This window comes from Reichenbachiella sp. MSK19-1, assembly GCF_003590315.1.
Lineage (GTDB): Bacteria > Bacteroidota > Bacteroidia > Cytophagales > Cyclobacteriaceae > Reichenbachiella > Reichenbachiella agariperforans.
Window position 1 is genome coordinate 446,290 of record NZ_MIER01000015.1, and the last position, 15,682, is coordinate 461,971.

Consider the following 15,682-nt stretch of genomic DNA (forward strand, 5'->3'; position numbering starts at 1 on the left):
AATACACTTAAATACATAATAATCAACTACTTACAAGGTATATGAAATAATTCTTATTAACCACGCAAAAGCCATGTTTTTATCACTTAAAACACTGAAAACAAACACATAGCACTGTAATACCCACTAAAAGAGCTGACACGACTCTCTAATCCAGCTCCACTTCGCGCAGTTCCACCTTCTTAGCACCACTACTGGGACGTATGGTGTACCCTCGAAAATTCAAAATCGAACGGGTGAGTTCTGCCCCAAAGAGCAACACGACTGTGGAATAAAATACCCAAACGAGCAATATCACCACAGAGCTGGCTGCTGCATACGTTTGCCCAAAATTGCTTTGGCTCATGTACATCCCGATGAGGAACCTTCCCAATACCAGCATCCCTGAAGTGATCAATGCGCCCATCGCCACGTTCTTCCATTTCAATCGTACGTCTGGTAAAAATTTGAACAAAATCGTGACAATAAACACCACACTTACAAAAGAGAATAACCCATTCGCCAACTCCAAAACCACCGTATCGAACCCCTGCAAGTATTGATTGATAGGTTTCAAAAACACGGTCAACAGTGTATCCATCAGCAGTGAAAAGATCAGTACAAAACCCAATGCGATGATCATCCCAAACGAAAGCGTACGGTTCAAGGCAAATTCCTTCAACGCGCGTTTCCCTGCACTTCTGACACCCCAGAGGGTATTTAGTGCGGATTGCAAGGACATAAAAATGGTCGTCGCGGAGAAAAACAGCACCCCGATACCTACCACAGATTGTATCCCCTTGCTCGGATCCAGTTCTATATTTTTGAGAATCTGCTCGATAGTATCTGCTGCCGATTTCCCTACGAAATCAGAGATCTGTCCTGAGAGTTCACCACGGACGGCCTCCTCTCCGAAAAACACCCCCGCAGATAGCACTACTGCAATCAGAAGACCCGGCAAAGAAAAGATCGCATAAAAAGCAATCGCTGCTGCGGAGTTCATCAGATTGTGTTCACCGCTGGCTTTGATCGTATCTACTAGGACGGTTCGGATTGCGAAAAAAATCTTTTTCATAGGATGGAATGCTTTTTGGCTAAGTACGTCATAAATCATTCCACCAAAAACGCAAGACATGCTAAAACATAAGAAAACCATCCTGATCTGCTTTGCCATTCTGGTGATAGGATTGAGGCTTTCACTCCCGTTCATTATCAAAAATCAATTCGAAAAGGGCATCAATCAACTCCCACAGTATCGGTGCAACATCTCTGACATAGATCTCATACTCTATCGTGGTTCGCTCATGATAGACAGCTTGGAGGTATTCATCACCACCAACGAAGTAGAAGAACCTTTCGTCAACCTGCCCCTCACCGATATCTCTATCGAGTGGTCAGCGCTATTCGATGGCGCCATCGTAGGAGAGATCTTCTTACAAGACCCAAAGCTCAACTTCAATGATGGGGAGAAAGAAAGTGAGCAGCAGGCCGGTGATACCGACTGGACACAGCCCATACTCGATATGATCCCCGTTCGAATCAACCGGTTTGAGATCAAAAACGGTAGTCTGAACTTCAAGAACAAAACCAGTTCTCCTCCTGTCAACTTATCCATCACCAACTGGGATCTCATAGCCACTAACCTAACCAATGCCACCGACAACACCGAACAACTCCCCTCATCACTCACCACTAGTGCCAACATCTTTGACAGTGGCAAAGCTCGCATCAGTGGCAATCTCAACATCATCAAAAAGATGCCAGACATGGATCTCAGTTACAAGCTAGAATCCATCGACCTGACCGAGACCAACGATTTCACCAAAGCCTATGCGTCTTTCGATTTTGAGAAAGGGTATTTTGCGATTATCGGAGAGTACGCCATGCGGGATGGCAAAATCAAAGGCTACATCAAACCGGTCTTAGAGCATGTTAAAATCTTGGATATGAACGAAGACAAAGGTACGCTCAACACCCTCTGGCAAGCCTTCATTGGAGGCATCACCGAACTAACCGAAAACCAGAAGAAAGATCAAACCGCCACCAAAGTAACACTATCAGGAGACGTCAGCAACGTAGATACCGATGTACTAGACATCATCACAAACCTGTTCAAAAATGGCTTTATAGAGGCCTTTGACAAGGAAATCGAAAACACCGTAGATTTCAAAGATGTCCCTAAAGAGTAAAGAATCACATTGGGTTACTAAATACAGCCCCCCTTGTCTACCCACAACAACTCAATAAGAGGAACAGTCACACTTATTTCTCTCCTATCATCACACCCTATCCAAAAACTCTTCTAGATCCAGTTCTTTGTTGATTTGCAGTTTTTTGCGCAGGCGGTAGCGACGTGTCTCTACGCCTCGGACGGAGAGATTGAGTTGGTTAGCGATCTCTTTGGTGGACAGCTTCATCTTTAGCAGCATGCAGAGCTTCGCTTCGGGTACCGACAGTTTTGGGAAGTCGCTCTTGAGCTTTTTGAAGAAGTCCGAGTGCAGGAGGTTAAACTGATCTTCGAAGCTCTCCCAGTCCTTGTCGCTGTCCGTTTTGCTTTCGATCTTGGTGATCAGCCGCTGTAAGACTTTCTTCTGATCGTCTAAGGATGCTACCTCCCCTACTTCCTTGAGTGTACTTTTGATCTCCATCAAAAACTCATCCTTGTTGTGCAACTGCATGGCAGAGGCTGCCAGTTCTTTGTTCTTTTCCTCTATCGTCGCTTTGAGTGTATCGTTCTTGGCGCGAAGTACCTCGGGTCTATTGGCTTTGGAAGGGATATCAAACAAGGCCTTGTCGAGATGAGACAGCCACAAGCTATAGGCCTGGTTGCACCGAGACTGGTTGAGCCGTGGCTCGTGGATGATGCTAGGCGTGACGTGTGACAAAGCATCCTCTAAGGAAGAGTACACGCCATTGGCGACTCCTGCAGCACGTGCTGCACCGATAGCCCCCGTGGTATCTACCACCTCGATATGACAGTCCAGCAACGTAGCAATCGTCATCGAGAATACCTCGGACTGAAACATGTTGTCATTGGTCACCCGAAGTACATCCACCTCCAGCCCCAGTTCTTTGAGCAGGTTGACTCCATAGACAAACGAAAATGCAACACCCTCCAGTGCCGCACGGTAGAGGTGTCCCCTAGAGTGTCGGCTAAACTCCAGATTCATAATGTGGGAGTTGATACTCTTCTCGTCCAGCATCCGCTCGGCACCATTCCCAAAAGGCAAAATACACAGCTCATCCGACCCGATCGGTACGGTAGAGGCCATTCGCTCCATGTCGTCATAGTGGCGCCCACTAAGCGCAATCTGACTTTTCATCCAGCCGTATTGCGTCCCTGCACCATTGAGGCAGAGCAGTACACCGATGCGATCGTAGTTGTCCTCGTAGTTGACATGAGCAAAAGGGTTGACTCGCGAACGCACGTCATATTTGGGTCGATCGACGATTCCATAGACTACCCCTGATTCAGCGCTGGTCGCAGCGATCTCTCCGGGATTGAGTACATTCAGTGATAGCGCGTTGTTGGGCTGATCTCCTGCCCGATAGGTCACAGGGATCCCAGACACCAGTCCACTCATCTCTGCTGCCTCGGCCGTCACTGTCCCCTGCATCGCAAAAGTAGGGACGATCTCTGGGATCAAGTCCTCACTAATCTCATAGTAGTCCAGTACTTGTTTAGCTATTTTCTTCTTTTTGAAATCCCAAAGAATGGCCTCTGACAGACCAGAAATAGTCGTCTGCACTGCTCCAGTGAATTTCATGGCGATGTAGTCTCCCGGCAACATGATCTTATCGATGCGATCATAGATATCTGGTTCATTGTCTCTGACCCAGCGCAGTTTGGATGCGGTGAAGTTGCCAGGTGAATTGAGGAAATTCTCTAGACATTCTTTCTCTCCTAGGTCTTTGAAAGCCTTCTTACCTATCGTCACGGCGCGACTGTCGCTCCAGATAATGGAAGGGCGCAATACTTTCTTGTTTTCATCGATGAGAACGAGACCATGCATCTGATAGGCGATCCCTATCCCGCCGATATCTCGTGGATTGATTTGATTTTGTGACAGGATATTTCGGGTGGCGGTGCAGAGATCCTGCCACCAGGACTCAGGATGCTGCTCTGCCCATCCGCTATGGCGCGACAGTATCGTCGAATCATGCTCTGGATATTGTCCTACTCCGATGACCTTGTTGTCCTCTGAGCGAATCAGAGCTACTTTAATCGTCGTACTGCCTATTTCGTACCCTAGTAAATACATCTTTGCTTTGCTTGAATAATGCTCTTTTAGGCATTAAAAAAACGCTTGTCAGTGGATCTAGCCAGTCACAAAAGAAGTCTCTTGACTAACCTCCTCTGCCCTGTCTCAAATAGCTAAAACTATTTTCTCATCGTCAGCATATCACGCTCCAAACGCTATTTTCACACCTAAACTACGCCAAAGTTACGTCACTTAACAAAACTAGCCTAACGATCTCAACAATAACATTCGCCGCTTTCAATCTCCTCCCAGTTCCTGACTTTTCAACTTTATACTTTGACCTCTATTTAGCTCCCAAACATGATGAGCACGATACCTGCAATGATCCCCAGTAGTATCAGCGATTTGTACAAGATGTTTTTCTCTTTGAATAGTACTGCTCCTACCCCAAAGGAAATGATCACGCTGCTCCTGCGTAGCAGAGACAAGATCGACACCAATGAGTCCTCATAAGTCAACGCATAGAAGTAAGCAAAGTCTCCCAAGACCAGTACGATTCCTATCAGCGGTATCGCATGCCGCCACTGAAAGGGGGTGAGTTGTTTTCGTTTGGGATACCAAAAAAGCCACAGCACCAGCAGCATGATCGGCACTTGATAAAAGGAAAAGTAGGCTTGCACCGCCAAGCGGTTGTAGTGCGCGATCAGGTACTTGTCATAGAGTGTACTGAAGGTCCCGATGAGGGTCGCTAGAAAGATGAACCAAACCCATTTGTTGGTTTTGAAATCGACTCCTTCCTTGTTGCCCGCGATGGAAAAAAAGTAGAAGAACACCAAGGCGACCATCATCCCGATCCACTGGAGAGTCGTCAACGTTTCGCCATAGATCACGATAGCCCCTAGCAACGTCCACACTGGACCTGTACTGCGTATCGGTGAGACGATGCTGATGGGGAGGTTTTTGAGTGCCATGAAGGATAGAATCCACGATGACACGACGATCAATGCCTTAGCGATAATCAACAAATGGACTTTGAGGCTAACCGCAGGAATGTAGAAATTATCATACTGCTCGAACTCCGCTACGGTATGAGAGAGCACAAGTGGTGGCACAAAGAGTAAAGCAGAAGCTACTGTAGAGAAAAACAAGACGGGTAAGACGGCGTTATTGTTCAACGAGACTTTCTTGAGTAAGTCATATACCCCCAATGCCAACAATGAAACCACTCCAAATATTACCCACATATCATCCGACTGTTTTTGCTCTATATAACTACACTGCTACTGGACGAACACCCACCACCACGGCGTTTGCGTTCTTCGTCATCAGTTCCCTCCTTCTCTAATCAACTGCACCGAATCCATACGAATGCGTGAATCCCCGATCAGAGTAGTCAAGACCTCTTTCTCTTCCAACGCCGTACGAACTTCATCCTGCCTGATGGCTTTGTTTCGCTTGTACAGAGAGGCCAATCGACCGATTTCATGATCCAGTGTTTGGTTCATCCGCTGGAGCCCCGCTTCTACTGCCTCCTTTTTCATCTGTTCTGCTACCTCTGTAGCGGTTTTGATCATCTCTGGGATAATGGCATCTACCAGCGTTTCATTATCAAGGAGATCATCTATCCGTCCTGGGATCAACTGCTGGCGAAACATGTCTACCGAATAATCTCCCGTGACTTCATCTCCTGAGTGATTGACCACTACTCGCAAGGGTGTACTCGGCAGAAAACGATCAACATGTACGCCTGATCTACCCGCTGTCTCTAGTACAAAGGTAGCTTCTAGCAATATCCCAGTCCCTTCTGTCCCTCGCAGCACGCCAAAACCAGTACCTCCAGTACCCATACTCAGTACCATATCTATCGCGCCAGTTACCATCGGGTGGTCCCAACTGATGAAGCTCAAATCCTCTCTGCTCAAGGCACGCTTTCGATCAAAAGTGACAGATATCCCCTCATCAGGAATGGATGGAAATACCTCCGCATTCGTTCGTACTGGATGCAATAAATAAGTACGAGGTGCCAAGTCTTCCATCTCGATTCCAAAGTGCTCGAATACTTCGGTCATGTATTGTTCAAGCGATAGATCTTGATCCGCTTCATGGATTTGCTGCACAAGCTGGTCCGCCACCGCTGGCCTGAAAGAGTTCATTTCGAGCAGTCGATCACGACCATTGGCCAAGGTTTGCTTGAGCTCCTTCTGGTAGGCCGCTGTATCATCAATGAGCAACTCTAGTTGCGTATTACTATCCGTAGCAGCCAACGTTGCAGAGACCAAACGATTGCTAAACAGCTGCCCGATCTGATTGCCACCTTCTATGTTTTCTTCAAAGGCATTTAACCCCTCATGAAACCACCGCACCAGCACTTCTTGTGGGCTTCCTTTGAGATACGGCACATGGATCTGGATATCGTCAGACTGCCCGATACGATCCAAACGACCAATCCGCTGCTCCAACAACTCTGGATGCACTGGCAAATCGAACAACACCAAGTGATGCGCAAACTGAAAGTTGCGCCCCTCGCTACCGATCTCCGAGCACAGCAATATCTGCGCGCCATCTGTCTCCGCAAACCACGCGGCATTCCTATCACGCTGTACGATCGTGAGGTCTTCATGAAACACCCCGACCTTGGCACTACTGAGTTCTCCCAACCCTTTTTCTAATGCCAATACTTTCGCTTTGCTGCGACAGATCAAGACCACTTTGGCAGGGTTCAATTGTACAAGTAAAGCAACCAGCCACGTGACCCGTGGATCTTCCGAAAACCAAAATCGTTGCTTTGTTCCTTCCCCCGTCTCCACTTGCTTATCCACTGCATATTCTTTCGTCATGCGCTGTATCCACTCCTCGTGATTGTCCACGGCGGTCAAAGGAATCAAGTGCGCCTCACGTGTCGGGAAACCACTCATGGCAGCACGCGTATTTCTAAACACCACTCGCCCAGGACCGTGTTGGTCAAGCAAGTCTTCTATCAGTTGATTTTTTGCGACAATTTGTCCTTCTTCTACCTTAGCCACTCGTTCTTTTCCAAACATCGCTTCTAGCAAGGCTCTATCATTCTGCTTCATAGCATTTCCTAGAGACAAATCTTCCACGATGTTGGCGATCATTTTGTGATCTTGTGACTCGTTGATGAACTCCTCATAATCTGCATACCTATCTGGATCTAGCAACCTGAGCCTCGCAAAATGGCTCTCCACACCCAGTTGCTCCGGCGTGGCGGTCAGTAGCAACAACCCTTTGGCGACCTTGCTCAGCATCTCTACGATAGCATAGGCGGGACTTGCTTGCGTCTGAGACCACTCCAAGTGATGCGCTTCGTCCACCACCAGCATATCCCAGTCTGCTGAGATCGCTTGGCGCGCACGCACCTGAGAGTTAGCCAAAAATGACGTACTACAAATCACCAATTGATCATCTAAGAAAGGATTGCCATCAGGTGCACTTTCGTCCAATGAAGCACATCGCTCTTCATCAAAAATATGGAACCATAGATTGAAACGTCTCAGCATCTCCACAAACCACTGATGAACCAAAGAATCTGGTACCAATATCAGTACACGGGAGACTTGCCCACTCAACAGCAGACGATGCAGAATCAAACACGCCTCTATCGTTTTGCCCAAGCCTACTTGATCCGACAGCAATACGCGTGGCGCATAACGAGAACTGACCTCATGTGCGATATACAACTGGTGCGGAATGAGGTCTATACGTCCACCTACGAACCCATTGATAGGAGAAATCCTACGCTGGTGATCGTATGCCAATGTTTTTCTTCTGAGTGCAAAGACACTAGGTGCTTCTACGTCACCGATCAGTAAACGGTCGTCCACACCATGTGTCACAGACACATCACCCAAATCAGCCTCCGACAAAACGCCTTCTTTCCCTATGTACAGTAACAGGTCGGTATTTTCTTGTACCCGCTCGATCACAAAAGGACGCTGATTAGCATCTACCACAGTATCTCCTGATTTGAAAACGACTCGTCGCAGCGGCGCTCCGTCCAAAGCATACTGTCTCGTCTCCCCTGATGCAGGAAAATGCAATTGCACCCGGTTTTTACTAACCTCAACTACTACACCCACTCCTAGCTCAGGTTCTCCCTCACTTGTCCATCTTTGATCTGGATAAAAATCCCCTATATGATCTGCCATTTTACGCTCAACGATTAGCCACCCAGATTGGATGTTTTCTAAAAAAATGCAAGTTCTTCAATCTTTGCCCGCATCTCCAACAACCGCTAATCTTTATTTCGATTCAGTAGATTTGGAAGTGGGCTTCTTTAGAAATGGTTTAGTCTATCCTTGATACTAAATGAGATGAAAGCTGTTGAGACTACAAAGTACAATAAATCAATATTACAACGCCCCAAAAGACACCAAATACCCCAAAGTCACGCCAAGCATCATGTGATTGGATAAGGTCGGCTCTCCAGAACTGTAAGTAACAGGATCGATATAGTTACTCAGATCGTAGCTAAAGCTCGCTTCGAGCATGAATGTCCCCAATCGGGATTCATAGAACGACCCAATCCCTCCTCTAAAACCATAGCCGTAAGACGGATCACGAGACTCGTCATAAGGGTGAAAATCAACCCCCTCCGTATCTGTAGGCAAAGGAGAAGACTCCACTTTGAGCAAGTACTCAAAATAACATCCTGCGTTGAAGAATACATGAAACTGATTTTTGCCTGTATGGAGATTGAATAAGAAAGGTAACTCTATATAGTCAAAGGTCGATTCGAAATCAGGCTCTTGTGTCACAGCCCCTTCTGGATATGCAACGAAGCGTAACTGACTACTATTCAACGTAGAACCTAACTCGGGTTTATTTTCAGGAAAACGCTGGATATATCCCTTCTGCGTATAATTCAGCTCTGCCTGAATCCCGATATGGTTTCGAAGAAAGTTCATCACCACGATTCCCGCCTGATAGCCATGCTTCAGTCCTTGATCTATTTCATAGCCATTGAAGGAATGGTACACATTAACCATAGAGGTATTGTACCCGCCTTTGACACCTAGATAGGTTTTTCGTTCGTCCTGTGCCTGAGCCCCAAAACGCACCCCAACTAAGAATAGGATGATAAGATAAATGAACCTGATTTTCATGAAGGCCAAAATTATAGAATCAGATGGAATAATCAGGAGCAGACTCAAGAAATCATCCGACCATCTGAGTATTCCATCTAGCGCACTTTGAACGTGATATGTTTCAGGCTTTATTTACGACGATAGGTGCTGCGAGGCAACTGTCTGGAATCCTAAACGCCTCCACCAAAGGCACGGCATTTTCTCTGACTTCCGCACAGAGCTCGTTGATTTCTCTACGGATGGCTTTGGTTTTGATTCCTTCCATGTATCCATTCTCTAGATACCAACCCTTGTGTTTCTCAATCTGCGTCAGCGCAAAAAGCTGACACAACTGCGTCAACACAGCCTTTGCCCCTTGGTCATTGGTTCTTTCGATCTGCGCAACAAACTGCTCTAGCACAACCCGCTCGACATAGGCTGACCCGACCGTCAACATGTGGTTTTGTGTCTGATTAAATGCATCAAAGGAATCCATTCCTTCATCTATATGATGTTTGATACGTCGTGCGGCAGAGGATAATATCTCCTTTTCACGGTAACGAAAAGCACTTAGGTGAAACTCAAAATCCAACAAATGCTCTTTATTGGTGTTACGCACTGTGATAGGGTTACGCTCAGTGACCGATGTCTTCGCCTGATCGGCGATATACCCGATGATCCCAAAGAGATTGATGTCCGAAAACTCCTTTTTGAACTCCGAGAGTCTACTCTTTGCGACCAGCTGCATCAGGACAGTATTATCACCCTCAAAAGTCGTATAGACATCCGTGTCGTTCTTGAGTCTATCTATGCGGTTTTCGGAAAGATAACCTTTTCCTCCACAGGCTTCACGACACTCTTGCAGACCTTGAGTCGTGTGCCAAGTCGAGAAGGATTTCAGTCCGGCAGCTAGTGCCTCGATTTCCTGCATATCGTCATCCGTTCGTGCCAAAAACCGCTCCGTCAGATACTGCAACCCAAAATGCAAAGCGTAGGTGTTGGCCAGTAGTGGCATCAATCTCCGCTGATGCGTCCGGTAGTTCAAAATCGGTACCTCCGCCTCGTTCTCAGGTCCAAACTGTCGGCGTTGGTCTCCATATTTGATAGCAATGGCCAATCCAGACTTGATCGCGCTCAGCCCCGATCTTGGGATACCGATTCGTCCACCGACCAAAGTGCCTAGCATGGTAAAGAAACGACGGTTGTCACTGGTAATCGGACTATCGAACTGCCCATCCTCGCTGACCGAAGCAAAACGATCGAGCATGTTTTCGTAAGGAATCGAGACTTGATCAAACCAAATCCGACCATTGTCCACGCCATTGAGTCCCATTTTCCGACCACAATCCACTATTTTGACTCCCGGCAATGTCTGTTTCTGTGGATCACGCAGCGGTACCAAAAATGCATTGACACCATAGTCTACCCCATCTATCATCAACTTGGCAAAGACAGTAGCCATTTCACCATGAACGGCTGCATTGCCGATGTACTCCTTGCAGGCTGCTTCATGAGGTGTATGTATCACAAAACTTCGTGTGCTGTGATCGTAGGTAGCAGTCGTTTCTATGCCTTTCACATTGGATCCATGGTGCGTCTCTGTCATCGCAAAACAGCCTGGCAATGCTAGGCTACCTACAGCAGGCAGATATTTCACATGATGCTTTTGCGTACCCAAAAAATGGATACTCATCCCGAACAATCCAAACTGCACGCCAAACTTGATCACCAAACTAAGATCATGATAAGACAGCGTCTCCATGATACTGAAATAAGATCGCATATCTCCACCTCCACCATAGGCTTCTGGATAGGCCATTCCTCCGAAACCATTTTCAGCGAGAGTCTTGCACCAGTCCAGTACTTTCTCCCGATACTCCGATAGGTTATCTGTCTCCAGATAGGCAAAATCAGGTTGCGATATAACGGCCTTCACGGCGGCAATAATTTCTTTGTCCTTTCCATCCAGTAAATCCGCTAAGGTCTCCACGTCAAAAGTCTGCTCAGTTGTTTGATTACTGGTTGCAGTCTCTCTATGTGCGGATCGTAGGTGATAGGCTGCTTCATTGGATATCACGCCGAGTGCTTGCTCGATTTGTGTCAATGACTCCCGCGTTTTATCAAGCGCAACGGAGTCTCCATCTGCCGTATTCAACTCGGCTAACTTTAGTCCTATGTCTACGAGTGAGTTACGCATTTTGGGACTCAACTGATCCGAGATACGGCGAATCTCTACAAGCCAGCTCTTGAGCTCTCTCGGTGAAGGAGGATTCTGAGGATCTAGATGAGACAGAATAAATGCTCGCTCATCCGCCTGCAGCCAATCTTGCTCATCCATGAGTTCTCTAACCTTAGCTATCTCAGTAGAGGTCAGTACTGCATCCGCCCACACCATGTACAACATGGGAAGGAATGCATAAAGCGAAGGATTTTTCTCGAAATATGGGGAAACTAAAATATCGTCTTTCATAGATATGGGGCTTCAAACAGGTTTTTTATTTCTTTCGAATTTAAACGGATATATCCATCCTAGGTCCTTATCTGAGAGAAAAAATCCCAGATCTGTAGCGAATAGTCTAATATAAAAAAATGGCGTTGACTGCTCAGCAATCAACGCCATTCTATATTATTTTAGCCATCCCTTCCAAATTGAGACATCCATTATCCCTACCAGATATGCGCTCTTTCGTCTACATTTTTGTAGAGGACATCTCCATCCTTAATATCAAATGCCTGATAGAAAATCTCCATATTCGATAATGGTCCATTGACTCTATGTTTGGCTGGTGCATGTGTATCTTGTATCAGCAATCTCTGCTCTAACTGCGGCTTGTATTTTGATCTCCAGATGGTACCGTATGACAAAAAGAACCTTTGTTCTGGTGACAATCCATCGATCGAATCAGGTCTACCATTCTTTGCATATTGCATCTGCAACGCATCATAGGCGATATTCACTCCACCAAGATCTGCAATATTCTCTCCTAGCGTCAACTGTCCGTTCACATTGAGTGTATCCTGCACCGTCAGCTTATCGAACTGCTCCTTTAGCACTGCGGCTCTTGCCTCGAAACGCGCTGCATCTTCGGCCGTCCACCAGTCACTGAGTTCTCCTTTTGAGTTGTACTTTCTCCCTTCATCATCAAACCCGTGCGTAATCTCGTGTCCTATTACCGAACCTATCCCGCCATAGTTGACTGCATCATCAGCCTTATAGTTGTAGAATGGGGGTTGTAAAATTCCCGCTGGAAATACGATCTCATTCGCTGGAGGGTAGTAGTAGGCATTGACCACTGAGGCTGCCATCAGCCACTCATCCTGATCGATAGGCTGACCCAGGCGACCGAGATTTTTGTCATTGCTAAAGATCGCCGCATTCCAGTGATTCTCTAGGTAGCTATCCTTGCTAATCTCTACATTGCTATAGTCATCCCAAGTGTCAGGATATCCTATTTTGACTTTCAGTTTCGTTAGTTTTTCATGCGCTTCCTTTTTGGTTTCTTCGCCCATCCAGTCCAGGCTATCGATACGCACATGCAAGGCTGCTTTGATATTATTGACCATCTCTAAACATTTCTCTTTCGCCTCTGGAGGAAAAACCTCATTGACATATAGCTTGCTCAGGGCATCTCCCAAATCACCATTGGTTTCGTTGATCACACGTTTCAATCTCGGTCTCATTTCATCCTGTCCTGACAGCTTTTTGCTATAGAAATCAAACCCTGCTTGCACAAAATCATGTGACAGATACGATGCACTACTGCTAATCAACCGAACCTTCATGTAATCCTTCACCGTCTCTAACTCCGTGTTAGATACTATACCAGGCAGGGCTTTCATATAGTCTACCTGGTTCACATTGATATCAGTCGCATTCGGTGCTTTCATCGCTTCGTAAAAGCTCGCCCAATCGATCCAATCACACATCTCTTGAAACTCTGCCATGGTCATTTTGTTGTAAGTCAACTCCGAGTCACGACGCTGTAGTCGGGTCATGGATTCCGCTGCGAGTTTGGTTTCCAAAGCCAAAACAGCTTCGGCTTTGTCTACTGCAACCGCAGAATCTTCACCTACTAGCGTGAGCAATCGAGCCATATAGGCTTTATAAGCTGTGATAATATCTTGACCATTCGCATCTTCTCTGAAGTAATAATCTCTGTCTGGCAACCCCAGTCCAGATTGTACTACTGACAGCAGGTACTGATCAGATTTTTTGTCATCAATCCCGACATACTCTCCATAAAAAGGATTGACCCCTCTTCTGTGTAGTACAGCTAATACATCTTGCATGCTTTGGGGGTCTGATACCGCATTGATTTGAGCCAATATACCTTCTAATGGCTTGGCGCCAAGTTGCTCGATTTGTAGTGAATCCATCCCTGCGGCGTAGTAACCTGCTGCTTTCATCTCGTTACTATTCGCTGTATAGACTTCTCCTTTGGTGGCTTGTGCTAGTACAAACTCTAACACCTCCTCGTTGTACTCGAATAGCTCGTGGAAACTACCCCATCCCGATCTATCTGATGGTATCTCCGTAGAGTCCAGCCATACCCCGTTGGCATGTCTAAAAAAATCATCCCCTACAGGCGTATTTTCATCGATAAAAGAAAGATTTAATGCCGGCTTGGTCTCAGAGGTCTCTTCCTCCTGCGGCTGACAAGAGAGTAAGGCTGTCGTAAGTCCTACGAAAAGACATAAGACGTGATTGATTCGCGTATTCATATTTCATATTTTGAGTTAGAATAGTAATTTAAAGCACTTCTCCATTCAATCGCCAAAGAATATACATGAATGGTCATTTATTGATTTCGTACCCTGAACATTTAACATCGAAAAGCAAGGTTCTCACCTTGGACATATCTAATCTTATGTTGATTTGACCTATTATTGCCTCCATGATAGATACCTCCAAAATCAAAATGCTCGTCCTGGATGTAGATGGCACGCTCACTGACGGCAGTATCAATGTCATGGATGATGGCAGCCAATTCAAAAAATTCAACGCCAAAGACGGCCTTGGCATCAAGATGCTCATTCGCCAAGGGATAGAAGTTGCTATCATCAGTCACAGCTCTACGGCAGCAGCTATAGAGGCTCGTGCACAGATGCTCGGCATACAATATGTCTATGCAGGACAAGAAGAAAAAGACATCATTCTCTCCCAGTGGCTGACCCAACTCGGTCTGACTTACGATCAAGTTGCTTTTATCGGTGATGACCTCAACGACATCCCTGCTATGGAAAAAGTCGGTATCTCAGCCTGTCCAGCAGACTCATCTGATGAGGTGCTCTCCTTCGTAGATGTGATCCTCAAATCCAATGGCGGAGACGGCTGTGTACGTGAGTTTATCGATCAACACATGGCAGTCGCCTATCAGCGACTAACTGGACAAACAGTACAAGCTGAAGTACCTGCTTTCTATAAAAGTAGGTAGGGATTTAACGTCAAACTGTAACCAATAAATTTAGCTGCCATCTATAGGGCGATTCGGCTTGTTTAAGACATATAATATCCTATTTTTGCACAAAATTGAAATCGAATGAGTGTATTAGTAAATAAAGATTCTAAAATCATAGTTCAAGGCTTCACAGGTACTGAAGGCACGTTTCACGCTTCTCAGATGATCGAATACGGTAGCAATGTCGTAGGTGGAGTAACTCCTGGAAAAGGCGGTCAAACACACCTAGACAGACCCGTATTCAATACGGTCAAAGATGCTGTAGACCAAGCTGGCGCAAACGTATCCATCATTTTCGTACCACCAGCATTCGCTGCTGATGCTATCATGGAAGCTGCTGATGCAGGTATCAAAGTAATCATCACCATCACAGAGGGTATCCCAGTGAAAGACATGATCACTGCCAAAGAATACATCTCAGGAAAAGACTTGACTTTGATCGGACCTAACTGCCCAGGTGTCATCACACCAGGAGAAGCTAAAGTAGGTATCATGCCTGGTTTCGTATTCAAAACAGGTAGAATCGGTATCGTGTCTAAGTCAGGGACTTTGACCTACGAAGCGGCTGATCAGGTCGTAAAAGCAGGACTCGGCATCTCTACCGCTATCGGTATCGGTGGTGATCCGATCATCGGAACCTCTACCAAACAAGCTGTAGAAATGCTAATGAACGACCCAGAGACTGACGGTATCGTCATGATCGGTGAGATCGGTGGTAACTACGAAGCAGAAGCTGCACAATGGATCAAAGCACAAGGTAATCCAAAGCCAGTAGTTGGATTCATCGCAGGACAAACTGCACCAAAAGGAAAAAGAATGGGACACGCAGGTGCCATCATCGGTGGAGCCGACGATACTGCAGAAGCTAAGATGAAAATCATGGCAGAATGTGGTCTTCACGTAGTGAACTCCCCAGCAGATATCGGAGAGACTATGGCAAAAGCTATTGGTTAATCTC

General features: G+C 46.3%; 10 protein-coding genes. 3 read left to right on the top strand and 7 right to left on the bottom strand.

Annotated features, from left to right (window positions below; all coding sequences use genetic code 11):
* Positions 1 to 148 precede the first annotated feature (148 nt).
* Positions 149 to 1,054, bottom strand: a complete 906-nt coding sequence (locus BGP76_RS10050) for a YihY/virulence factor BrkB family protein (protein ID WP_158584217.1) — start codon at positions 1,052 to 1,054, stop codon at positions 149 to 151.
* A 58-nt stretch (positions 1,055 to 1,112) separates the two neighbouring features.
* Between BGP76_RS10050 and BGP76_RS10055 the strand changes: the two genes are divergently transcribed.
* Complete coding sequence (locus tag BGP76_RS10055; RefSeq protein ID WP_119844567.1) at positions 1,113 to 2,168, top strand: DUF748 domain-containing protein; 1,056 nt, start codon at positions 1,113 to 1,115, stop codon at positions 2,166 to 2,168.
* 90 nt (positions 2,169 to 2,258) lie between these two features.
* On the opposite strand, the gene BGP76_RS10060 is transcribed toward BGP76_RS10055, so the two are convergent.
* From BGP76_RS10060 to BGP76_RS10085, 6 genes are all read right to left on the bottom strand, one after another.
* Positions 2,259 to 4,241, bottom strand: coding sequence for an FGGY family carbohydrate kinase (locus tag BGP76_RS10060; RefSeq protein WP_119844568.1), 1,983 nt, complete (start codon positions 4,239 to 4,241; stop codon positions 2,259 to 2,261).
* Between the two features lie 287 nt (positions 4,242 to 4,528).
* A complete protein-coding gene (locus BGP76_RS10065) occupies positions 4,529 to 5,425 on the bottom strand; it encodes a DMT family transporter (RefSeq protein WP_119844569.1) in 897 nt (298 codons plus the stop codon).
* Between the two features lie 81 nt (positions 5,426 to 5,506).
* Complete coding sequence (gene rapA, locus BGP76_RS10070; RefSeq protein WP_255416109.1) at positions 5,507 to 8,347, bottom strand: RNA polymerase-associated protein RapA; 2,841 nt, start codon at positions 8,345 to 8,347, stop codon at positions 5,507 to 5,509.
* 204 nt (positions 8,348 to 8,551) lie between these two features.
* Complete coding sequence (locus tag BGP76_RS10075; protein ID WP_119844570.1) at positions 8,552 to 9,304, bottom strand: porin family protein; 753 nt, start codon at positions 9,302 to 9,304, stop codon at positions 8,552 to 8,554.
* 103 nt (positions 9,305 to 9,407) lie between these two features.
* Positions 9,408 to 11,735, bottom strand: a complete 2,328-nt coding sequence (locus tag BGP76_RS10080; RefSeq protein ID WP_119844571.1) for an acyl-CoA dehydrogenase — start codon at positions 11,733 to 11,735, stop codon at positions 9,408 to 9,410.
* 197 nt (positions 11,736 to 11,932) lie between these two features.
* Positions 11,933 to 13,987 carry a M13 family metallopeptidase gene (locus BGP76_RS10085; RefSeq protein ID WP_119844572.1) on the bottom strand — a complete coding sequence of 685 codons (2,055 nt, stop codon included), beginning with the start codon at positions 13,985 to 13,987 and terminating at the stop codon, positions 11,933 to 11,935.
* A 173-nt stretch (positions 13,988 to 14,160) separates the two neighbouring features.
* On the opposite strand from BGP76_RS10085, the gene BGP76_RS10090 reads away from it, so the two are divergent.
* Together BGP76_RS10090 and sucD are read left to right on the top strand one after the other, a co-directional pair.
* Positions 14,161 to 14,700, top strand: a complete 540-nt coding sequence (locus BGP76_RS10090; RefSeq protein WP_119844573.1) for an HAD family hydrolase — start codon at positions 14,161 to 14,163, stop codon at positions 14,698 to 14,700.
* A 105-nt stretch (positions 14,701 to 14,805) separates the two neighbouring features.
* Entirely contained in the window at positions 14,806 to 15,678 is an 873-nt protein-coding gene (sucD, locus tag BGP76_RS10095; RefSeq protein WP_073124527.1) for a succinate--CoA ligase subunit alpha, read from the top strand.
* The last annotated feature ends 4 nt before the right edge of the window (positions 15,679 to 15,682 follow it).